We start from the raw sequence: 25,089 nt of genomic DNA on the forward strand, positions 1-25,089 counted from the left end.
AAATTATTTTTTTAGAATTCAGGTGGTTGGTATACTGCATTTCTTGCTTGTTCTCTTATTTCATTTAATCTATCTTCATCTCAAGTTCGGTCGAACTCAGCTTTTAACCTCGCATATGTGTGCCTATGTGTTGTTGAAATTCCACTTAAGGTTCCACTTGTTACATTACGTGGAAAAGACTCAAGGTATGATCTAATTTGACCTATTATTTGTTCTAATTGGCTTTGTGTTGTTGCTCTTTCAATTGATTGTAAATATTGTGCTCTAGAAACAGTAGAAGAAGTTGCAGTTGCAGAAATATAATTTGCTCATCTTTGTGCTTCACTCTTATCAAGAATTTTTGGAGTTTGCATTCTTCTAATTATTTCATCAAGCTCATCAATATTTCTTGCGCTATTAATTTCATTTTGATAATCTTCTTTTTCAGTTAAACCATCTAATATATTTTGAGCTTCAATTCTCTTTGCTTCTAGATTTTGTTTTTCTGTTCTTGCTTGCCTAGCTAATTCATCTAGTTTTGAAACTTCATTTGTTTCATTTGTATTTGGCGCGTTTAATAATTTATTTTTTAAAGAACGCTTAAGATTATTTCCTTCTGGAAGTGAATTAACAGCTGTGTTGGCTGCGTTTTTTGCATTATCAATATTTGCTTTTTCTGTTTGTGCTTGGCTTGTTGCGTTTGTTAATAATGATTCTGAAAGTTGATTGTTACTTTCTGCATTATTAATTGAATTAGTTAATTCAGTTTTTTTAGTATTACCTTGTGGCAATTGTCCAATAGCATCTCTTGCAATTTGTAGATCTCTTGCTTTTTTGGCATTCTTTTCTTGAATTGCACTATCAATTCTTGATTTTAATTCATCAAGTGTTGTTTTGTTTGAAGCAGAGTTTAACTCTCTTTCAAATGTTTGAATTTCTTCTTGTGTTGCACCATATGTTGTTTTAAATGTATTTAATGAATTTTGTGTTCCTGGGTATGCTTGATTAAATTCAGTAGCTTTTAATTTGAACGCATCGATTTTAATTGTTACATCAAGGTCATTATTTGAAGTTGCGATATTATTAAATTCTTCTGTAAACAATGATTTATTTGGCTCTACAATAGAATCATAAGCTGCTTTAGCAGATTTATAGATACCTGCATCAGCGCTTTGGTTACCAAAGTATTTTTTGATATCTCTAATTTGTTTAATTTCAGCGTTTTTAATTTGTTCATTAGTTGCGTTTGTAGGTAAATTAAGATTATATGGTGTTTGTAACGCTTTATATAATAATGATTGTTTAACATTTTCAGGAATATTTGAACTGTGTGATTCTTTTGAATATTCATTTAATGAAATCATTTCTTTGTATCTTTCAACATCAACATCAACTGCTTTTTTAAGAGCTGCTGCAGATTCTTTTGTTCTTATTTCACGAACTAATTCATTATATGAAACGAATTTTGGTGGATTTGATGGTCAGTTGTTCCCTCAACTTTTTGATCTTAAAATATTACCTTTGTTTGTTGTTCAGAATTTTGCCAATTCATTTTTAAATGGTTGAACTGTATTTATGACATTTGTTACATCTGCAACTGTTGATTTATCTTTAGCTGATGTTAAGAAGTTTTTAGCTGCTAAAATATCTCCTTGGAAAGTTCTTCTAAGTTTATCAACTAATTTTTTATTTTCATCTATTAATGGAGATAAATCATTTTGAGCTTGAACAGTAGTTGCATTAGCGAGTTTTTTAGTTAATTCATTTCTTAATTCAGCTAATGCTCCATTAGATTCTCTTTCATCTCCGCCTTCATTTGCAAAATCTGTCATTGCTAGAATTTTAGCTTCTAGTTTTTTGTAATTCACTACTTTTTCTTTGAGTGTATTTAAATCTTGAACAGTTCTTGCTGCTAAGAATTGTTTGTTAAATTCGTTTCTTGCTACTTCGTTTTGAACACCTCGAATATTAGTTTCAGTGTCTCCTAAAATTTCTTTACTTAATGCTGAAGCTGCGTTTTTAATATTTGTAAGTTCTATGTCTAAGTTTGTAAAATTTGATTTTGATGTAAGGTTATCAATGTTATTGGTGATGAAAAAACTTCTTGTATCATTAGTTCATGATGATGCATTTTCTCCATCTTTTGGATATGCAAAAGAATCAATTAAACTTGTAAAGTTTGCTTTGTATGCATCTAAAAGCTTATTATTAACTTCATCGATTCCGTTAGCTTGAATATCGTTATTTTCTTCAGTTAATGCCACATTAGTAATATTACTATTGTGTACTGTTTTATCAGATAAGTATTGCATGTCAGCAACTTTTGCTTTAGCATTCTCTTTAACTTTATCTAAAATAGCTGTATTTAAGTCTAATTCTTTATTATTACTATCTGTAAACGAATTTGGTACAGTGTTTTTTAATTGTGTAAGTAATGCTGTTTCGTCTGCACCATCAAAGTTATCCTTGATAACCTTTTTCAATTTAGCGACTTTTGTATTTCAATCATCACCTAATAATGATGTAACATCAGCAGTTTCTGTTAATGAATCTATTTTAGCTTTAATTGTATTTAGAGCTGGAACCTCATCTGTTGATCCTTCATCATTATATGGGATATTAGGTAATGCTTTTACAGCATTATCTACTGCAGTTTTAAGTCCATTAAGTTTGTTCTTTTCATTTTCAAAATTTGCATTTTCATCCAATGCTTCAACTGCATCTTTAAGGTGTTTTATTGATCTATTATATGCAGTCATATCTTGTTTCGGATATGGTATAGCATCAATAATAGCATTTAATTCATTTTTTTTACCTTTAAGGTCATTTTTGTTTTGAGCTTGTTGTTTTATATTTTCACGAAGTGTTTCATCATCTTGTTTAGCTAACTTGTCTTTAAACTCATTCTTTTCATCTTGTGTTAAATTACTTAATGTGTCAATAAAGTCTTTATCAAGAGCCTTTGCAATTGGTGTGTCTAATGAATTGAAACTATCTTTATCTTGAATTTTGTCTGCAGCCGCTAATAAAGCTGCCTTTTCATTTTGGTCTTTAATTTCATTAATTTCTATTTGTTTAGCAATAAGATTTTTCTCGTACTGTTCAATATATTCTTTTTGAGTTTTATATGTTTGAGGACTATTAATTGAATTAACTAATCCTTCCAATGCGCTTGAAGCATTTGGACTAACATTTTCACCTTCAGTATTTTCACCTGCTGCTACATCATTATTGTTTCTTTTGTTTGTGAATGGAATTTTTGCAATTTTAGCAATTAAATCTTCTTTTTGAGCTTCTAATAATTTTGCAGAAAGTTGATCCACTTTATTTTTAAAATCTTCAAATGAGCTTGTTTTATCTTGTTCTTCAAAACTTGCTAATTCAGATATTAGCTGTTGTTTTCTTTCATCAGATAAATTACTTAATCCATTAATTTTTGTTTTAACGGCATTTCTTTTTTCTTTAAAAATTTCTTTACGTAATGCGCTTTCAGCACCATTTTTAGGTAATTTATCAAGGTCACTAATTAAATCACTTTTTTGAGTTGGGCTTAATGGGTTGTTAACATCATTAATAATTTCTTTATAAACAGATAATTTATTATTAATTTCTGATGGATTTACTAATGAACTAACATCTGCAGATGTAGTTAAATTGTTCAATCTTTCATTTAGATCATTTTTACCTTCAGCATCGTCAGAAGAGTAATTGATTTGGTCAATTTCAGTTTTTTCATTTTCTATTGCTGTTTTAAGAGCTTCTAATTCTGTTAACTTACTATCTAATTCATTTTTAGGTGTTGTTTCAACTGCACCTCTTAGTGATGTTCTAGCTGGAGCAGGTAGAGTTTCAGAATCATTGTAACCAAGTTTATTTACTAATCCTAATAAGTTATCTCTCTTAGCTCTTTCTAAAACATCTTCCATTTCAGAATATGTTTTATTATCTAATTTAGCTTTAGCTGCATCTTTTTGTTCTGGTGTTAAATGTGCTAATGCATCAATCTTAGCCGCAATTGCTGCTTTTTCATCATTAATTGCTTTAGTAATTTCAGCATCTATAGCTGCTAATTCTTCTGGTGTAGAAGCATTATTTAATTTTTCATTTAACTTAGTAATATTTTCTGGACTACGTTTTGCAATTTCTTCTTTTAACTCATTTATTTTGTTAAGCATTGAAGGAATTGTTTCATTTTGTAATTTTTCAAGTTCAGCAATATCAGTTTCTGCTTCAATTCTTCTTTCTAATGCAGTTTTTGCTGCTGCATTAGTAGAAGGATATGGTAAACGAGCTGCTTGTTCTTTTAAACGTTCTTTTAATTTATTTGAATATTCTTCATCACCTTGTGCTTTGTATTTTTCTATATTTTTAAATAAAGCATCAAATTCTTCATCAGTATCAGCTTCATCTAACTGTCTATTTAAATCTTGTTTACGTGTTGTAGTTTCGCTATCTCTAACTTCTGCTATTTTAGCTTTAGCTTGTGCTATTTTGTTAGGTAAAACATTTTTAATTCTATCATCTAATTGATTAAGTTGTTCTTGTGTTGTAACTGCTTCGATTTGTGCTTGTAATTCTTTAATTGCTGCATTATTTGGTTTACCAGGATAATCTAAATCAGAAGCAACTTTTTTAAGTTTAGCTTTAGCAATTTCTAAATCAAGGTTAGGGAATTGATCTTTGTTAGAAATTTTTGCTAATTCTTTTGCTAAATCAACTTTTGTTTCAGTAGGATTATTAACTTCATTATCTGTTAAAGCTTCGATTTGATTTTTGTATTCTTTAAGTTTTTTGTTTAATTCATCTAATTCAGCTTTCTTAGTTGCCACTTGATCATCTGTTAAACCTTCAATTTGGTTTTTCAATGATTTAATTGTTTCATCAATAATAGCTTTTACTTCTGGGTTTTCGTCTAATGCATAACTTTCAGGAGTAATTATAGATTTTGCTTCTTCAATCTTATCTAGTAATTGTGCTCTATCTACTATTTTCTTGACGTCAGCAAAGTCTGTTGCCTTATCAATTTGGTTTTTAAGAGCTTCTTTTTGTTCAAGGCTTAAGTGGGTTAATTCATCAATAACTGATTTTTGAGCTTCTTTAGAATTATTGAATGCTTCATTGATTTTAGCTAATAATGCATCCAGTTTTTCTTCAGAACCAGCATTTTTAAATTCTGCATTCAATTTTTCTTGATCTTCTGTTGATAATTTAGCAATTTTATTTTTGGCTTCTCTAACTTTTGGATCGATTGTTTCTTTAAAATATTTTTCTTTTTCAACTAAATCACTCATTTCAAGAGAATCAGCTTCATAAAGTTTTTTAAGGTCATCTTTAGCTTTTGTTGATCCATCTGGATATGGTAAACTATCGATGTATGAATCAAGTTCAGCACGTTTTGCTGCTCTTTCTTCTTTAAGTCTTTCGTCTTCAATAGCAACTAATAAAGCTTTTAATTTCGCTTCATCATTTGCTTCATTAAATTTATTGTTTAATTCGGTTTTATCACCTTTAATTGATTTAAGGTTTTCTTTTGCAGTGTCAACAAGTTTATTTAACTCTTTCAATCTGTCAAGTTCATTTTTGTAAGCAATTTCGTCAACATACTTATCATCAGTTAAACCGCTAATTAAATTATTTTGTGCTTGAGAATCTGGTTTACCTGGGTAATCCATATTCTTAATAAAGTTTTCTAAATCTTTTTTATATGCTTCTTTTAATTTATTTTTAATATCTTCAACACTTGAAGTTTCATTTAAAGAATTTTTAAATGTTTCTTTTTCAGCGTCTGTTAAATTTTTTAAAGCTTCAATTTGAGCCTTGAAATCATCATATTGTCTAATTTGTTCTTCTTGAATTTTCTTAAGAATGTCATCAAATTCAAGCACTTTTTCTTCATTATCATATAAGTAGTTTGCATTATCTAATAATGAATTGAATTGTTTGTGTTTTGAAGCATCAAGCTTTTTGATTGCTTCTTTAACTTCTTTGATTTTCTCGTTGTGAGCATCGAATGTATCTTTAATTTTTTGTGCTTCTTCAAGTTTTTTAGCATTTGAAAAATCAGAATCTTTAATTTTGTTTAGTTTATTTTGAATAGCTAAAACAGCAGGAGCAGTAACTCCACCTGGATATTCAAGAGCTAACATATCAGCTGCTATTTGGTCAATTTCATCACCAGTTTCTTTAGCTACTTGTTTTTTTGCTTCAATAGCAATTTTGTCCATTTCTTGTAATGACTCTAGCGAATGTTTTGTTTGTTTTGCTAATTTTTCTAAAAGTTCTTGCTTTTTAGCTTCGTCTTTAATATCCGCGATAATCGATTGCACATAATCGCGTTTTTTAGCAAGTCTATCTTCTCATTCTTTAGCAATTTGAAGATCCGCATCTTTTTCAATTTGTTCACGCTGAACATGTGTTGTTGAATCTTTTAATCTTTTGTGTAAATCATTACGAACTGATTCATCAAGAATCTCGTTGATTTTTTCAAAAATTCTTTTGTGTTCTTTTCTTTCTTTATCAGCCAACTTTTTGATTTCATCTTGAATTTTCTTCAAGTTTTCATAAGATGGTTTTGATTTAAGTAATTTTTTAAATTGAGCTCTTTCGTCTTCTGTTCTATCAATAACAAGCTCATTTAATCTTTTTGCAAGTTCTACTGACTTGTCATAGTTTTTTAAACTATGGTCACCTGATTTTCATAAAACTCAAGCTGCAAGCCCGGTTGTTGCAGCCAATGTTGTAGCAGCAAAACCTAATAAAACTTTACCCTTTGTTTGGGAAGCCATATTCCCCCTCCTTTTATATATCTTAATATTCTGGGAAATTTTAACAAAATTTTGTTAATTTTTATCACACCCTATATATAACCAATTTAAATACTTATATGATTATGAGAAATACTTATAAGTTAATTTTTTCATAGACATTTTCAAACATTATTTTTTTTTTTTTTTTGCAAAAAATTATAAATATTCTAAAAAATATAAAAAAGAACTGGCATAACATAGCCAGTTCTAGTAAGTTTAATAAGACATAAATTCAAATAAATTATGACTTAGTTTTATTAAAATAATATGTTGTTAATTTACTTTGCAACTCATCTGAAACAGGTTGAATATTTTCGTGAACAACTCCGTTTGCATTTGAAATTTCGTATAAGTAAATTGCATTTTTATCATGTCCTTCAAAAACATCAAGGAAATAATTTTGTAAGATTTGTTCATAGTCTGATATTACTGTTGGAACATAGTTAACAAAGTTAAAATTATTAAAGTTATATCTATCACCTATGTTAATATCATCTGATAAATCGATAAAGGCAAGTTTTCTGCTTAAATATAAAGTTATGAATTCTTTTACTTCACTTTGCTCTAATTCTCCTAAATGTTCGTTAAGAGATTCTTTATCTTCTATAAACATGTATACAAAAACATTTTGTTCAAAGTTTTCACTTAATAATGACTCAATGTTAAAATCTTCTTTTTTGATGTTTGAAGCAATGTTTGATAAGAAATCATCAAAGTTAGCTTCTAAATATTCTTTAAAGAAGTATGGAATTAAACTTATTTCTTGATCAGTATCATATTCTAAGTTTTGAGCTTTTTTATTTTTTAACTCATAATATCTACTGAATTTTTCACTATTTGAGGACAAGCTAAGATTAATTAAGTTTGTGTATTTTGATGATAATGCTTCGGTTTTTTGCTTGTAGTCTTCAATTTCTTTTTCTTCTAATAAAGTGTTTAATTGATTTTCTTTCATTATGTTTCAGTTTTTAGCAATTCTCTCTTGTGAAACTTTAGTTTGAATATAATTGAATTTATCAGTATTTTCATTAACATTTGAAATATCTTCAATCAAATGTGCTTCTAAAAGTTCATTGTAACTTTCAATTACATCTCTTGAACCTGAAAAAATTGTTTCAGAAACTGCTGCGGTGTATTTTTTAGCATTATCTTTTGAAGCATCTGATGATACAACAAAACCATCAAGTAATAAAATGTTATTTTTTGGTTTAATAGCTCTAATTTCACCGTCTTCAACAGTTCCTTCAAAGTTATCTGAACCATAGTATGAGTCAATAGCATCACCATTATACATAATAGCTATTGTAACATCGGGACGAGATGGGTTAATTAAGTCATTAACGATTTCCAATCCATCACCTTTAAATGAAATGTGTTTGTTGTTTTTAATATCAAATCCTGTCCCATCTTTAATTAAATCTGAGAAGGCATCAATTAAAATCTTGTAATTTTGGTTTCCATTATCATTACTATCTAAAACTTTACCTGTAAATCTTTGGTCAGTTCTTCCTTCAGGCAATGGTCAATATGAAGAACCATAAAGCATGTTATCTCTAACTGCATCAGTAATGTATCACTGATTGTAGTTATTTTCTGTCATAATTTTTAAGATGTTGATTAATGAATATGGATCTTTAATATCATCATTTTTAAATTTATCTTTGTAACTAGCAAAGTTAATTCCCCCAGTTGTAGGATCAATTACTTCACTGTTTAATGGAACTTTCTTGATATTGTATCCAATAACCATATCTTGAGAGAAGTATGGATAAAAGTATTCTCAAAGTTCGCTTCCATTTTTAAGTTCATATTTGCTTAAATGATTTCAAATTTCTTCCCTTAAAGTTAATTTAACAAATTTTCTTGCTAAATCTCTTTTTTGTGAAGCTTCATTAAATTGTCTTTGTAATGAAGATTTAATTTCATTTGAATAATCTTTATATTCATCTGAGTTAATTATGTTTTTTAATTTGTCATATTCAAGCATTCCATCTAAAGCAGGAATATTTAACAAGCTTGAATAATCAATTTTTCCAATTAGTTTTTTTCTAACTAATTCTGTTGCTAAAAATTCTGAGCCAATTCCAGCAACTGCTTTATTATTGATTAAAGCATTGCTGAATTGGTTAATTTCATCAAATTCTTTGTAGTCGAATGTTTCATTAAGTTTTTCAACATTAATTTCCGACATGTATGATTTATAGTTATAAAAGCTTGGTTTAAATTTAGAAGTTACTTTAACACTAACTAATCATGTTAATAAACTTAAACCAGATAAAATACCTACACTTAATAAAATTTTATTTTTAAAATTTTTAAAAAGTTTTTTCATTATCTTTTTGATTTGTATATTGCATATGCAATATTAGAAATCAATACTATAAATAGCACAATTGAACCAAGAACTAATCCTCAAGGTTCAAATGCTCCTTCATATAATTTTGTACCAAGTGTAGATGTGTTTGAAACGGTTCTTGTGATAATAAAATCATCAAAACTGAATACTGAACTAACAACTAGAACAGTGATTATAGATGGGATCATGTAAACTAAGTAAGTTCTTACTCATGATCTGAATTTTGAGTAACCTAAGTCTTGAGAAGCCTCATATAAGTTGTTATTGAATTTTTCACTTCTAGGGAGCATTAATAAAATACCATATGGAAGTGTCATAATTGTGTGACCTACTATAACACGCCCAAACCCTTCGTCATCAACTGAAACAATTCCGAAAAATGCACTGAATACCAATACTAAACCAATAGCTGTAATGTTATCTGGGTTAATTAATGGAATGTTTGAAGTTGTTGATAATGTTGTTTTTAATAATTTGTTTTTTTGTCTATAAACAGCATAAACTGTAATTAAACTCAAAATAATAACTAAAGTACTTACAATTAAAGCAAGTAATAATGTGTTAACCAAACTTAAATCTCTACCAGCATTAAGAAAAGTTTTTCAGTTTAATAATGTACCGCCTGTTCAAGTTGAGTTAGCTTCACCTTTTGGTGTGGGTTTGTTAAAACTGAAAACAACACCAAATACAAGTGGGACATAAACGAAACCTAAAATTAGGTAAATATAACTTTTTCTTAAGAAATTAGTGAACTTACTCATAGTGAGCTCCTTTCTTAAGTTTGAAAATAATTTTTGGAACAATTAATAATAATGAGTAAATACCAATGAAGATTGCTGAAACAACAATAACAAGCATTGAACCACTACTTAAGTCATATTTGTTTCCTGGGTTGATTTTTGAGTTAATTACAATACCAATTAATTGATTTTGTGAACCATCTGGAAGTAACTTAGCACTAACAATAAAGGTTGTAGCACTTGATAAGAAGATAATTCCTAACCCACTTAAAATCGCTTTTGTTCCATATGGAATAACAACTTTGAAGATTGTTTCAACATTTCCAAATCCAAGGTCATGGCTAGCTTCAATGATGTTTTTAGGCATATCTTTAAACACTGTGTATAAAGGCATAACCATTAACGGAATGTTTAAGTATGTTAAACCGAAAATGATGAATAATTCGTTGTTTAATGATTTAGGATTAGTAGCAAAAATAGCTAATGCAAGTCCTTTGATTGAGTAAATACGCGCAACTGTAAAAATTGCTAAAGGACTAATCATTAAACTTAAGGCAAATATTTTAAATAATTTTGATTTTGATGTTGAAACAAAATATGCATATGGGAAACCAATTATTAAACAAAGTAAAGCAGAAACAATACCTATTCATAATGATCTACCGATGATATTTCAAGTGTTTGAATCTTTCACTAATACATATGCGTCAAAATCTTTTGTCGAAAACGCACTAATAACAATCATTAATATTGGTAAGATAATAAGAAATATTGCTAAGAATAAATACGGGATAAAAAGATAAGCCTTTTTATCAAATGTTAACATTGATTTAATTTTGGAATTCATTTTGTGAATAATCTCACTTTGTATCTTTTTTCATTAAGTGAATTGAGTCAATTGTTCAACTTAAGTAAACAACTTCATCAAGGTCAAATTTCTTAGCAGTTTCTACGTGAAAAATATTTCCTTCATCTGATTCAATTGTTAAATAGTAGTAACTTCCACGGTATGAAATTTCTTTAACATTACCAACGATTTTACCTTCTCTCATTGTGTTTGTACTTGTGATATCAATATCTTCAGGTCTAATTAAAACGTCAACTTCAGTTCCAATTTCGAATTCTTCTTCTTCATGAACTGTTTTGTATTCTCTACCAAATAATTTAACGTTTCCATCTTCTACAATTTTACCGTTGAAAATGTTTGAGTCTCCAATGAATTTAGCTACTCAGATATTAACTGGGTAGTCATAAATATTTTTAGGTGTGTCATATTGTTCAATAATACCATCACGCATGATAGCAATTCTATCTGAAAGTTCAAGAGCTTCATCTTGGTCATGTGTAACAAAAATGAATGTTAAACCAAGTTCTTGTTGAACTGATCTTAAAAGAACTTGCATTTTTTGTCTAATTTTAGCATCTAAAGCACTAAGTGGTTCATCTAATAATAATATTTCTGGTTCGATAACTAAGCTTCTAGCTAATGCAACACGTTGTTTCATACCACCTGAAAGCTCACTAATTGCTTTAGTTTCATTTCCTGAAAGTCCAACAATGTCAATAATTCTTTTAACTTTTTCCTTTAACTCATCTTTAGTCATTTTACGTTTGAAGTATTTATTTTCAAAGTCTTGTGTTTTTAATTCAACGAAGTTTTCTCAGTATGAGTATTTAAAGTCTGAATCATCAAGTCATCTTTGACGTTTGTTGTATTGGTATGTTCCTGGTTTTAATGTTTCAAGTTCTTTAATGTATTTATCTTGAATGTCATCAAGTTTTTTCATTTCTTGTTTTGCTTTTAATTCTCATCTTGCCTTTTTATTTTCTAATAATGAAACATATTTTTGGTTAATTTCTTCACGTGGAACTCTTTTTATTTTTAAACCATATAAAATGTTTCCTTCAACATTTAAATGAGGGAATAAAGCATAATCTTGGAAAATAGTTGAAACATTTCTTTTGTGTGGAGATAAGTCTTTGATATCTCTACCATTAAATTTAATTTCACCACGAGTAGCTCATTCAAAACCACCAATTAATCTTAAAATTGTTGTTTTTCCTGAACCTGATGGTCCTAATAAGGTAACAAATTCACCTCTATTAATTTTTAAATCAATATCGTTTAAAACTGTTTTATTATCAAAAGTTTTAACGATGTTTTTAAGTTCAATAATATGTTTTAAATTCTTTTTATTTGAATTCATAAATAATTTCTCCTCTCTATTGTTTTCTAATTAGCAAAAGCATAAGGGGAGACTGTATCAAAAAGATTCTCACAGTATTCTTCAACACTGTAAGGAACTGTCGGATATTCTAAATCTGTAAAAATATTTAATATATTTTTAATAAACAAAATTTGAATAAATAATAGCTTCTTTTTCATTAGTGTAAATTATATAAAAAAATAAAAAAATCGCTAACGCGACTTTTTATTATTTTGACATTGTACGTGTACGAACGATTGTGAAAGGCATTAAAGCAATGAATCTTGCTCTTTTTACAGCTGTTGCAACTTTTCTTTGGTGTTTTGCACATGTTCCTGAAACACTTTTAGCTTTAATTTGCCCTGTTGCTGAAATGTATTTGTTTAATAATTCTGTGTTTTTGTAATCAATGTATTGAATGTTTTCTTCACAGAAGTAGCAAACTTTTTTTCTTCCTGTAAAAGCTTTTTTACGTTTAATGTATGACATTTTATCTCCTTAATTATCGTCGGTTTCAAATAATCCAGAATTATCTTCAGAATATGATAATTAATCAATTTCATGCAATTGAGATGTTTGACTATTTGATTGACGATTTTGTAATTGTGCTTGAGAATTGTTTTGTTGTTGTGGAAAATATGAGCTTCTTGGTTGCTCAGGCGCTCTAAACACTGCGTCTGAATCAACTCTTTGGGTTGTTGAAGACTTAGGAGTTAAAAGCTTAATTTCCATAACAGTAACTTCAGTAGATTTTATAACTTGATTATCTCTATTAGTAAATTGGTTGATATGTAATTCACCTTCAACATAAATTAAGTGACCTTTTTTAATATAGTTTTTCATGAATTCAGCTGTGCCTCTTCAAAAAACAAGTTGAATAAAGTCTGTTTGTCTTGGTGCATTAGCACTTCTTTTTCTATCTACTGCTAAAGATACTCTTCCATATGCGATACCTTGACTTGTATAAGCTAATTCAATATCTTGAGTTGTTCTACCGATTAAAATCACTTTGTTTAACATAACTAATTCTCCTTAAAATCTTTAATTAACTATTTAGCTTCTTCAGATTTTTTAGCTCTTGGAGCTCTTGCTCTAACAGGTTTTTCTGATGAAGTTTCAGCAGCATTTTCTTTAGCTTTTCTTTCGAAAACTCTTTTTGGTTTTACAGCTTTCTTAGATGCTTTTTTAGACGATAATCCTTTTTCTGTATCTAAGTTAATAACTAAAGCTCTTCAAATTTCTTTGATAATGTTTGTACGACGTGTGAATTCAGCAATGTTTGAACCATTTGTTTCAACGTTTGCTAAAACATATTGTCCAAATTCTGATTTGTTAATTTCGTATGCAAGACGATTGTTTTCTAATTTTTCAGCTTTTGAAACACCTTTTCCAAAAACTTCAGATAATAAGTCAAAAGCAACTTTAACATCAGCTTTTGGGCTAACAATCATCATAATTTCGTATTTGTTCATTTTTCTCCTTATGGTCTACTGAGCTATTTGACGGAATTTTTATTTAAATAGCTAAGGAGTATTTAATATATATACTCATGATTAATTATAATACCTAAACCTAAAAAACCAAATGCGAAATTGCAGACTTTTTTTCCTAGTATTTGTGAAAAAATAATAAATATTAATAATATTTATATAGAATTTTGAAAATTTCTACTCAAATCCCATAAAATAATGTATATTTATCAACATGAAAAACTTAGTAATAGTCGAGTCTCCAAACAAGGTTTCTACAATTAAAAAATATTTAGGTGATGACTTCAATGTTATCGCCTCAGTTGGTCACTTCTTAAAGATGAAAACTGATGGAGAATATGGTTTAGGAATAGATTTACAAGAATGAGAACCAAAGTATTCTTTAGATTCAACAAAAAGAAAAGTTGTTAATGATATTAAGGAAGCTTTAAAAGACGTTGACAATGTTTATATTGCAACTGACCCTGACCGTGAAGGTGAAGGAATCGGTCAACATTTAGTATCTTACTTTAAATTAAAAAACTATTATAGAATTAAGTACAACGAGATTACAAAAGATGCTATTTTAAGAGCTATAAGTAATCCAGGGGATTTAAATGAAGGTTTAGTTAACGCTCAAAAATCACGTAGAATGCTTGATAGAATTATTGGTTTTAGATTAAGTAACTTAATGAAATTAAAATTCAAAAATGCTCCAGGTATTCCAACAGCAGGTAGAGTGCAATCAATTGCTTTAAAACTAGTGGTTGATAGAGAAAGAGAAATTCAAGCCTTTGTTCCTGAAAAATACTTTAAATTAAATGCAAAACTTGTAAATAATGAAACTTTAGCATACTACTTCAATCCAAATGTAACTGATAGAAAAGATTGAATTTTAAGCGAAGAAGTTGATAAGGTTAAAAAATACTTTGAGACAGCTAAAAAAGAATTAAAAGTTACTGATGTAACTGTTTCAAGAAGAAAAGTTTCAGCAATCACACCTTTTAAACAATCTGTATTATATAAAAAGAGTCCATTTAGTTCATCTTCTACTCAAGTTATCTTACAAAAACTTTACGAAGGTTTTGGAGATGGCGGTTTAATTAGTTACCCAAGAACTGATAGTACAAGATTATCTCAAGATTTTATTAATCAAGCACATAAATATATTAATAATAAATGAGGCCAAGAATATATAGCTTCTGAAATTAAAGGATTTAGTGGTGATCAAGATGCCCATGAAGCTATTAGACCTACAGATGTTTACTTAACACCAGAAAAAGCAGCTCAAAAATACCCAGAAATGAGTGAGCAAGATCTTAAAGTATATAAATTAATTTATGAAAACACTTTAATGGCTTTAATAACTCAACCAGTAAGAGAAAGTAAAGCTTATGAATTTCAAACAGGTGAGTACTTATTTAAACAATCTTTCTCAAAAGTTGTTTTTGACGGGTACTATGTTGTAACTGGATATGAATCAGAGAAAATTGATCCAAATTATCAAAAGGATCAATTAGTTAATGTAGAAAGTTTTAACTTTGAAGATCATGAAACAAAGCCTGTGCCAAGATATAATGAAGGTTCATTAATTGAAATGCTTGATAATATTAAAGTTGGTAGACCTTCTACATTCGCTACAACAGTTAAAATTATTAAAGATAGAAAATTCGTTGTTAATGAATCATCGCAATTAATTCCAACTGAATTTGGTATTGCTTTATGTGATTCATTAATTGCAGGATTCCCGAATATTATTAATGAATCATACACAGCTAAAGTTGAAGAAGAATTAGATAAAATTGCTGATAATGAATTATCAAAAAATGTGGTTTTAGAAGACTTTTGAAATAGATTTCAAGAAGAAGTTAAAGACGCATTAGGTAAAATTAATGTTTATCAATTCTCAGCTCCTGAACTTGAAAGAGCTTGCCCTGCATGTAATGGTGTTTTATTAATTAGAAATAATAAAAAAGGTCAAAAATTCATTGGATGTAAAAACTTCCCTAAATGTAAACATACTGAAAATTATGTCGAAGAAGGACAAGAAGAAATTCAAGAATAAACAAAATCCCATTAACTTAAAGCTAGTGGGATTTTATATTAAAGTTAAAAAACAAAGGCGTGATGCCTTTGCTAAAATTATCTAATTTTTCCGATTAGTTCTGATTTTGTGTAAGCTTTGTTTTTACCTTCCTCAAGTGTAAATTGGTTTTTTGAACCTTCGTTTAAAATAATTACAACAACATCAGATTTGATTTTATTTTTCTTAAGAAGTCCTAAGTCAACTGAAGCTAATTTATCACCAGCTTTAACTCTTGTTCCTTCTTGAACATAACTCTTGAATCCTTTACCATCAAGTTTAACTGTATCAATACCAATGTGAACTAAAACTTTAGCACCTTCTTTTGTTTCGATACCGTAAGCGTGTTTTGATGGATAAACCATTGTAATTTCACCTGAAACAGGTGCATAAACATTACCAACTTTTTCAGATTGGAATTTGATTGCAAAACCATCCCCCATTAATCTAGCTGAAAAAACATCATCTTTAAGTTCTTCTAAGTTAATAATATCACCTATAGCAACAGTTTGGACTTTTACAACTCTTTTATCAATTATTGTATCTTCACTTTTTTGTTCTTGAGTTTCATTTTTGATTTCTGCTTCGACAAGTGGTTTTTCTTCAACAACAGGTTTTGTTGAAGTTTTATTTGCTTCTTCTCATTTAGCAATTAAGTCTCTTTGTGACTTAATTTTCGCATTAACTTGTTCAGCTGAAGGACCTAAGATTGCTTGTGCATGAGTATTTCCTTCGAATTTAACTGCTACTGCACCTGCATTTTTTAGCGCTTCTTGATCAACTTTAGAAGCATCCTTAATGTCGTATCTTAATCTTGAAGCACAGTTGTTAAATGCAACGATATTATCAATACCACCGTATCCTTGAACAATTGCTAATGCTTGTTTGTCTAAGTCTTTAAATTCATCTTCAGTACTTGCTTCATAATTATTTTTATTAATAAAGTCTGCTTTACTAAATAACTTAACATTTCCACCTCTACCTGGAGTAGCTAAATCTTTTCATTTAATTACAAAGTAGAAAACAAAGAAGTAAATTGGAGCATATCCAAGACCAATAACTAATGTTCAGTAGAAGTTTGTCCCTTTAGCAAAAGGAATAATTCCGTAAAGTAATAAATCTAATAATCCACCTGAGAACGCTTGTGGAACATGCACACTTAATAAGTTTGCAAACATAAATGAGAAAGCACACATAATAGCGTGGAATCCTCAGAATAAGTATGGCGCCAAGAATAAGAATGTAAATTCAATTGGTTCTGTAACACCTGTTGTTAATGAAGTAATTGCCGCTGGTAAAACTGTACCAAAAGCAATTTTACGTGTTTCTTTCGGAGCAGCCATAACCATAGCAAGTCCTGCTGCTGGTAATCCAAAGATCATAAATGAGAATTTACCGTCTGTGAATCTACCTAATTTAACACCAACATTTTGAATGAATTCAAATAATGGAGCTGAATGTTTTACACCATCTCCATCTGTTCATTCAATTGTGTTAGCGAATTTCAATAATGATAATGCTGCAGTTGAATCTCCAACAAATTTGTTTCCTTCAAGTTTAATAGCTTCAACTAAAGCATTTAATGAATCTCCAGCCTTAATACCTGGTTGATTAACAAATTCTAAAACAGCAACACCAACATTTCCTCCAGCATTAGAATATCATAATGGTGCATAAAACGCATGGTGCAATCCAAATGGAATTAATGATCTTTCAATAAATCCAAATACAAATGATTCTAATCCATATGGAGCTTTATTTAATGCATTACCAAATGCGTTTAATCCAACTCCGATTCATGGTCAGAATAATAAGAATACAAAAGCTAATGCAGCCATTGTTGGGATGGTAATAATAGATACGAATCTTTTACCACCAAAGAATGAAATCACTTGAGGTAATTTAATTGTGTGGAATTTTTTGTATAAGTATTGAACGATTAAACCAACTGAAATACCACCAAAAACAGAAGTTTGTAAAGTTCTAATTCCTAATGTCAGTCCAACTGTACTTTTAAGTGAAGCGTGATTTCTTCCGCCTTCTTCAAATAAAATAGTATAACCTGATAAATTAGTTTTTTCTGTATCTGAATATACTGGTTGTATAAAGACAGATTGAATAGCTGAAAAGACTAAGTAACCAATAACTGTAGCAAAAACGGCAATTCCTGCTTCATCAGTAAATGCTATAACAAAAGCAATAGCAAATAATAATGGTAATGCAGCAAATACAGGATCACCTAATGCTTTAATGAAATGTCCAAATGTTACTAAAGCTGTATTTGTAGAATCAATTCCTGCAACAGCAGCACCAACACCTAGAAATAACCCAGCTATTGACATAACAGAAATCGGTAACATAAAAGCACCAGAAATTTTAGATAAAACTCTTCTAAGTCTTCCTGAATTACTATTATTTAACTTTTTCTCTTTTTTCTCAATAGAGTGTTTTTTACTAATAGAAAACATACTCTCCTTTCAAATTTAATTTAATAAACATTTATAATGTTCAATTAAATTATATTAGAATAATCACTTTTAAACCTTTTATAAAGGTCTAAAAGTAATAAAAACAATGGAAATAATTACACAAATGTGGCAAAAATTATGGTAATAAACCCATATGTTAATGTTTTCATATAAAAAAGAGTACAATATAGTTATATAAATATATTGATGAGGAGAAAATATGAAATTCAACAAAAAACTAATATCTTTATTTATGGGTACTACACTGACTTCACTACCAATGGTTATTGTTTCTTGCGGAAAACAAGAAAGGCAAGAAATCAATAATTTCGTTCCATTGAATGAAAGAATTACAGAAGTTGTAAAAAACCCAAATTTAAGCTACGAGGCTTTAAAAGAAAATGCTGGAATCAAAATTGCTTTAATTAATGGTTCGGGCGGTACATTAGATAAATCATTTAACCAATCATCATGAGAAGCTTTAATTAAATTAGTTGAAGATACAAGAAAAGATGACAAAAACCAAATCGAAATTACTGACATTAACCCAGGAACAACCGAGTTAACAGAAGTTTACAACAACGCTTTAGAAAGTGGACAAAAAGTATGAATCTTATCTGGTTGAAACCACGGTTCAAAAATTAATGCATACTTAGAAAACCCAAGTAATGTTGATAAATTAATCAAAAATAATGTAACAATTATTGCACTTGATTTTACAGTTGGACTAAAAAATAAAACAAAATTTAAAAACCTATTTGAAGTTAACTTTAAAATTCAAGAAGCTGCATACATTGTTGGGAATGCCTTAGCAAATGCTTTTGGTAATGTATATCCAGGAAATAACAATACAGATAACAGAAAATTTGGAGCATATGGTGGAGGAAATGGACCTGATGTTGTAAGTTTCATTACAGGATACTTAAAAGGTGTTCAAAAATACAACTCAAGAAGTGAAACAACAAACAAAATTAATCATATTCCAAATGTCGCGTTAAATGCAGGATATTCTGTTGAAGACACAAATATGAGTGGGGTAACACTTTCATTAGTATCAAAATCACCTAAATTTGTCTATCCAGTTGTTGCAGGTGGAGTTTCATTAATGTTAGATGAAATTAGAAAAAGAAATATGGATACTTATGTAGTTGGAGTTGATGTAGATCAATCTAAATCATATCCTGCTCATGCAGGTAGATTTGCTACATCAGTACAAAAAAATATTGCTCAAGCAATCTATGATGTAATTAATGAATTTGTATTCGGAATCAAAAACAAAAACTTGCAAAGTCGAATTGTTGAATCAACTACGGGAGCTAAATCACTATTGGGAGGATTTGCTGAAGGTTGAGTAGGATATGCAAAATCAACGGTATCAAACGAAAAACTTAAAGATGCAATTAATAGGGAATTAGAAAAATCAAAAAATAAATTTATTGCGTTAAGTGAAGATGAAAAAAGATTTATAAATGCATTTACAGATTATGACAATGTTGAATACAATGAAAACCTTGATGAATTAGTAAATAAACTTGTAGAAAAAATTAATTCATAAAAATGTGGAAAATGTGGAAATAAATATTTACAAACAAATTTGCTTGTATAATATTTAACGGTTTTAAGTACCAAAAAATTATTTTTACTTAAAATTTATAAAATTAGGAGAAATTATGAAATTAAAAAAATACTTACTTTCATTCGCAGGGATTGCTTCATTAGCATTACCAGCAGTTGCTATTTCATGTGGAACTAAAGCGACATCAAATATCGATGACTACATCGAAAAGCAAGATAGAGTTGCAGAAATTGATATTAAAGCAAATGTTAACTCAGAATTTGTAAAAAGCGACAAAATTAAAGCTAAAAACATTAAATTTGCTTTAATTACAGATACAGGAAAAGTTTCTGATAAATCATTCAACCAATCAGCTTGAGAAGCATTATTACAAATCGCTGATCAAACAGCTGAAACAATTAATGGTAAGAGAAAAGAAGCTTTTGAATTCACAGCCGTAGAACCAAAAGGAAACTCATACGAACAATCATACAACACAGCAGTTGATGAAGGTGCTAATGTTATTGTTCTTCCAGGATTCTCACACGGAGAACACATTAAACCATGAATTGAAAAAAATAAAGCAAAATTAGAAGAGAAAAAAGTTATTATTATTGGTATTGACTTTGATTTAGATGTTGATTACCAAAACTTCTATGCTTTAAACTTCGATGTTAACCAAGCATCATGACAATTAGGACATGCAATTGGTAAATTTTTAGCTACTGTTTACCCAGAACAAGCAGATAAAAGAAAATCTTCTGCATTTGGTGGAGGTCCATTCTTTGGAGTTACAGACTTCATTACAGGTTACTTAAAAGGATTACACTACTTCAACCAAAACAATACAATCAAAACAACACATGCTCCTAGCTTACCACTTGATTCAGGGTTCCAACCAGATGAAAAACAAAAATCAGTTATTACAGGTGTTTTAGACCAAGGTGCAACATTTGTTTATCCAGTTGCTGGACCAGCTACATCAGTTACAATTGAAGAAATTAGAAAAAATGCTAAATTTGCTGACAAATTAGTTATTGGGGTTGACGTTGACCAATCTAAAGCATTCCAAAACGGAAAAGAATACTTAGCTACTTCAGTTCTTAAAAACATTGGACAAGCTGTTTATGATGTTATTTTAGCTGCTGTATTTGAAGATGAAGCTTCACAAGCAAAAATTGCAAAATACAAAAATACAAGTAAACAAACAACACAATCATACTTCGCTGGATTTGACGCTCACTGAGTAGGTCTTGCGCCTTCAACAATGAAAAATGAAGCACACAGAAAAGTAATGAACGATGCTATTGAAGAAGCTAAAAGAATCTTTGCAGCTCTTCCGCAAGATGAAAAAGCATTCATTTCAAAACACAACTCTGAAAAAGATGGCGCAGAAGTTGAACAAGCTAACATCGCGACAGTTGTTAATAAATTAGTTGAAATCGTTAACAGTTAATAATTAAAAAAATATTTAAAAAAACCGTTTTTTACGGTTTTTTAAATCTATAAATTTGAGTATAATTACAAATATTTATTAAAATAACTATTTACAACAATCGAAAGGGAGCGTTATGAAAAAAATTAATGCAATAGAATTTAATAATATTTCTAAATCTTTCGGTTCAATTAAAGCTAATCAAAATATTAGTTTTGAGGTTCAAAAAGGATCAATCCACGCGCTTATTGGAGAAAATGGTGCTGGTAAGAGTACACTTATGTCAATCCTTTTTGGTTTATATGAACCAGATAAAGGAACCATCAAAGTTAATGATAAGGAAGTTTTAATTAAAGGCCCTAATGATGCTAACGCTTTAGGTATTGGTATGGTGCACCAACACTTTAAACTTGTTGATGTATATACAAACCTTGAAAACATTGTTTTAGGAGCAGAGAACTTTAATAAAACAACTCGGATTATTGACTATGGTCCTGCAATTAGAAAAATTAAAACAATTCAAAACAAATTTAATTTACACTTTGATTTAAACAAACAAACAGGTAAAGAAACAGTTGCAACTCAACAAAAAGTTGAGATTATGAAAATGTTATACCGTGATTCAGAAATCTTAATTTTCGATGAGCCTACTGCTGTTCTTACAGATCAAGAAATTAAAGGTTTATTAAACACATTCAAACTTTTTAGAGAACAAGGAAAAACAATTCTTTTCATTTCTCACAAATTGGGTGAGATTAAAGAAGTTGCTGATAATGCAACTGTTCTAAGACACGGTCAAGTTACAGGTAACTTTGCTGTTAAAGACGTTTCTATTGAAGAAATGGCTAACAGAATGGTTGGTGGTGAAGTAGAAAATGCAAGAAACACATATTCAGATACTTCAAAAAACCAAGTTATTCTTGATATTCAAAATGTTTCTACTACTGGTGAAAAACCACTTAAAAATATTTCATTACAAGTTAAAAGTGGTGAGATTGTTGCTATTGCCGGAGTTGAAGGTAATGGTCAAACAGACTTAGAGTATGTAGTTAGTGGTATGAAAAAACCTTCTAGTGGTTCAATTAGATTAACAAGAACAAACTTAATTGAACATAAACTTAAGGCAATTAAGAAAGAAAATAAAAATAAAATGATATTTAACTTTGTTGCTTTTACTCTACTATTCGCAATTGCAACATTGTTAATGATTTTAAACCCGGAACACAAAGATATTAATTCAACATATAAAATCTTAGCTGGATTCTTATACTTTGGTTCTGCAATCTTCGTATTTACAATCGCACAAAAAATATTTAAAAATATGCATATGTCAGACAATCTTGTGTTTGATAAAGCTACTGTTAGAACTAAGAAAATTGCATTATGAACAAAAATTGGATTTGTTTCAATTTCATTTGTAATCTTTATCTTACTTTTAATTGGTGTATTTAGTTTAAATATTTCAGCTCTTGCGGGATTCATTTCAATAATCATGATTGTTAATGCTGTATTAGCAGGATGATTCTTAGCATTTATTTATGTTGGTTGAAACAAATACTACGGTTTAACAAAATGAAGATTAATTAAGCATTACTTAGTTTCAATATTAGTTAGTTTTGCTTTTGCTGCTTCATTTATCTTAATTGGTCTTTTACCATTAGGATACTACTTCTCAATTTAATATAAATTTGATACATTAATTCACTATGCAATTGCATTTGTTTTAATGATCATTGCTGTAGTTGCTGCTTTATGCTACTTCTACTTATTTGAAAAAGAAATTTCAAAACATTTAAAAAACCAAGACAAATTTGTGGAATTAGAAAACTTAAATGTTTACGAAATTTCAAAACTTGGGCTTTCATTTATCCCAAGTGATAGACATAAACATGGTTTAGTACTTGATTACAACATCAAATACAACACAATTTTACGTAGACTCTGAGATCCTGAATATGTAAAATTCGGAATCTTCAGAGAATCAAAAATTAAAAAAGAAACAGAAAACATTATTAAGAAATTCGACGTTAGAGGTGCAAGAAATGGTTTATCTCAATCACGTCAACTTTCTGGTGGTAACCAACAAAAATTCATCGTTGGTCGTGAAATGAATTCACCACATGATTTCATTTTAATTGTTCAACCTACACGTGGTTTAGATGTTGGTGCTATTAAAAACATTCACGAACAAATTTTAGAAGAAAAGAAAAATGGTAAGGCTATCTTATTAATTTCATATGAACTTGATGAAGTTTTAGCATTAGCGGATAAAATTGCTGTTATTAACACAGGTGAAATTCTTGCTGTTAAAAATGCTAAAGATTTAACAAGAACAGAAATTGGTATTTATATGGCTCACAAAAATGATGAGAAAGGAGATAAATAATGGAAACAGCTTACTCAAAAAATAAAGCAGTTAACTTCATGGAAAAATCAAGAAGATTCTTCATGTTTGAAGATAAGCAACAAGGCAGAAGAAAAATCTTTGCTTCTGTTTGAGTAGTTTTCTTCGGTATTTTAGCTGCCTCTGTTATTTATTGAATAATGGGGTCATCTGGATCTAATCCACAAGATACTACAATCTTCTCATTCGTTCAATATATTTTTGATTTCTCAACAAGAGAGTCAAACCAATCAACATTCCTTTTATTCTTCTTATTCTTTGCTTTCTCAGGTTTAGCAATCTCAATAGGATTTAAATCTGGTTTATTTAACATCGGGGTGTCAGGTCAAATGACTTTCCCAGCAGTAATTTTCTTTGTTATTATTATTGCTTTAAGAATGGATATTAAAAATATTTCATTTGAATTTTTATTAGGAATGTTCTTTGTATTCATTATGATGGGTATGTTAGTTGGATTGATTTCAGGTGTGCTTAAAGCTTTCTTTAACGTGCATGAAGTTATTTCAACAATCTTCTTAAACTGAATTATTACTTATATTGCTAAGTTCTTATTCACTGAAGCAAACAAAGTATTCTCAAACGAAGCATATTCATACTTTGATCCACTTGGTGGAACTCAAAAAATCACCATTGAATCAGGTCACCAAATGACATTTATTTACTTCGGAATTGGGTTATTGGTTCTTTTGGTATTAGCAACATGATTCATTTACAGTAAAACAGCTATCGGTTACAAAATCAAAATGGTTGGATTAAACAAAACAAATGCAAAATATGTTGGGGTAAATGAAAAACTTTTAACAGTTGTTATCTTAGGTATTTCAGGTGCTCTTTCAGGTATTGCTGGATTCTTCTATATTGTTCTTAAAAACAATAGAATCGAAGCAGCTTCAGCTCCTATAGCAATTGGTTTTGAATCTATTGCTATTGCTCTTATTGCTTTAAATAGCCCAATTGGAGTTGTATTTACATCAATTATCTATTCATTAATTAATACTTCAAAAATTGGATTTAGCTTCTTAAAAGGTGGAGAAAAAGTTACAGACGACTTCTTCCAAATCATTACAGGTATTATTATCTTTATGTCTGCTCTAGCTGTAATCTTCTATAAGTTTAGGGTGATGCGTTCGCTCGTCAAGTATGGATATTTATTCTCAACAAAGGCATATTGATTCAACTTCCGTGCATATCACGTAAGTAAATTCAAATACATAATCCCAGAAAGATTTAAATTAATCGGATTGTTCTTTAAAAACATTAAAATTAAAAATAAATTTAGAAGCGTTGAAAATGCTTATGAAAAAACAATCTACAATAAGATTGCCGCTTCTAAAAAATATAACGAAGAACAATTATTAGATTTCTATTCAGAAATTTCAAAACTTAAATTTGAACACCTTGACAAAAGAAATAAATTTGGTGTAAATACATATAGCGATGAAAAAGGTAAATTCAAAAACCAAGTCAAAAATAGAAGACAAACATTTAAACTTGTTAAAGAAAGTTTATTTATTGAGTTTTGTGGAAAAGTTAAAGAATCATACATGAAATTCTTTAAAATTAACTCATCAGTAGGAGAAATTTAAT

Annotated in this window: 14 protein-coding genes and 1 pseudogene; 5 read left to right on the forward strand and 10 right to left on the reverse strand. The window is 29.1% G+C overall.

From position 1 onward, the window contains the following. Positions 1-11 precede the first annotated feature (11 nt). The 9 genes from D2846_RS02720 to rpsF all read right to left on the reverse strand — a co-directional run bounded on the left by D2846_RS02720 (position 12) and on the right by rpsF (position 13,560). On the reverse strand, positions 12-6,764 hold the full coding sequence (locus tag D2846_RS02720) for a coiled-coil domain-containing protein (RefSeq protein WP_117275592.1): 6,753 nt from the start codon (positions 6,762-6,764) through the stop codon (positions 12-14). A 262-nt stretch (positions 6,765-7,026) separates the two neighbouring features. Beyond that, positions 7,027-9,117: a hypothetical protein gene (locus tag D2846_RS02725; protein WP_117275593.1), complete on the reverse strand. Its 2,091-nt coding sequence runs from the start codon at positions 9,115-9,117 to the stop codon at positions 7,027-7,029. Beyond that, positions 9,117-9,902 (reverse strand): ABC transporter permease, encoded by a 786-nt coding sequence (locus tag D2846_RS02730; RefSeq protein WP_117275594.1) that lies wholly within the window; start codon positions 9,900-9,902, stop codon positions 9,117-9,119. The genes D2846_RS02725 and D2846_RS02730 overlap by 1 nt, the downstream gene beginning before the upstream one ends. Further along, complete coding sequence (locus D2846_RS02735) at positions 9,895-10,728, reverse strand: ABC transporter permease (protein ID WP_117275595.1); 834 nt, start codon at positions 10,726-10,728, stop codon at positions 9,895-9,897. Before D2846_RS02735 ends, D2846_RS02730 begins: the two co-directional genes overlap by 8 nt. Beyond that, the gene (locus D2846_RS02740; RefSeq protein ID WP_117275596.1) at positions 10,712-12,088 is read right to left on the reverse strand and encodes an ABC transporter ATP-binding protein; all 1,377 of its coding nucleotides are present in this window, start codon (positions 12,086-12,088) and stop codon (positions 10,712-10,714) included. Before D2846_RS02740 ends, D2846_RS02735 begins: the two co-directional genes overlap by 17 nt. 26 nt (positions 12,089-12,114) lie before the next feature. Then, positions 12,115-12,267 (reverse strand): hypothetical protein, encoded by a 153-nt coding sequence (locus D2846_RS03550; protein ID WP_170128427.1) that lies wholly within the window; start codon positions 12,265-12,267, stop codon positions 12,115-12,117. Between the two features lie 49 nt (positions 12,268-12,316). Then, positions 12,317-12,577 carry a 30S ribosomal protein S18 gene (rpsR, locus tag D2846_RS02745; protein WP_117275599.1) on the reverse strand — a complete coding sequence of 87 codons (261 nt, stop codon included), beginning with the start codon at positions 12,575-12,577 and terminating at the stop codon, positions 12,317-12,319. Between the two features lie 60 nt (positions 12,578-12,637). Continuing rightward, a complete protein-coding gene (locus D2846_RS02750; RefSeq protein ID WP_117275601.1) occupies positions 12,638-13,108 on the reverse strand; it encodes a single-stranded DNA-binding protein in 471 nt (156 codons plus the stop codon). A 29-nt stretch (positions 13,109-13,137) separates the two neighbouring features. Next, positions 13,138-13,560 carry a 30S ribosomal protein S6 gene (gene rpsF / locus D2846_RS02755; protein WP_117275603.1) on the reverse strand — a complete coding sequence of 141 codons (423 nt, stop codon included), beginning with the start codon at positions 13,558-13,560 and terminating at the stop codon, positions 13,138-13,140. A 232-nt stretch (positions 13,561-13,792) separates the two neighbouring features. Between rpsF and topA the strand changes: the two genes are divergently transcribed. Continuing rightward, the gene (topA, locus tag D2846_RS02760) at positions 13,793-15,622 is read left to right on the forward strand and encodes a type I DNA topoisomerase (protein ID WP_117275605.1); all 1,830 of its coding nucleotides are present in this window, start codon (positions 13,793-13,795) and stop codon (positions 15,620-15,622) included. A 77-nt stretch (positions 15,623-15,699) separates the two neighbouring features. Here topA and D2846_RS02765 read toward each other — a convergent pair whose 3' ends face one another. After that, positions 15,700-18,108, reverse strand: a complete 2,409-nt coding sequence (locus tag D2846_RS02765; RefSeq protein WP_117275607.1) for a PTS transporter subunit IIABC — start codon at positions 18,106-18,108, stop codon at positions 15,700-15,702. A 220-nt stretch (positions 18,109-18,328) separates the two neighbouring features. On the opposite strand from D2846_RS02765, the gene D2846_RS02770 reads away from it, so the two are divergent. From D2846_RS02770 to D2846_RS02785, 4 genes and pseudogenes are all read left to right on the forward strand, one after another. Next, positions 18,329-19,663, forward strand: coding sequence for a BMP family lipoprotein (locus tag D2846_RS02770; RefSeq protein ID WP_117275609.1), 1,335 nt, complete (start codon positions 18,329-18,331; stop codon positions 19,661-19,663). A 115-nt stretch (positions 19,664-19,778) separates the two neighbouring features. Beyond that, positions 19,779-21,119, forward strand: coding sequence for a BMP family ABC transporter substrate-binding protein (locus tag D2846_RS02775; RefSeq protein WP_117275611.1), 1,341 nt, complete (start codon positions 19,779-19,781; stop codon positions 21,117-21,119). Positions 21,120-21,234: 115 nt separating this feature from the next. Next, a pseudogene (locus tag D2846_RS02780) lies at positions 21,235-23,484 on the forward strand (ATP-binding cassette domain-containing protein). Continuing rightward, entirely contained in the window at positions 23,484-25,088 is a 1,605-nt protein-coding gene (locus D2846_RS02785) for an ABC transporter permease (protein ID WP_117275613.1), read from the forward strand. The pseudogene D2846_RS02780 and the gene D2846_RS02785 overlap by 1 nt, the downstream one beginning before the upstream one ends. Position 25,089 lies beyond the last annotated feature (1 nt).

This window comes from Mycoplasmopsis edwardii (assembly GCF_900476105.1).
GTDB lineage: Bacteria > Bacillota_I > Bacilli_A > Mycoplasmatales > Metamycoplasmataceae > Mycoplasmopsis > Mycoplasmopsis edwardii.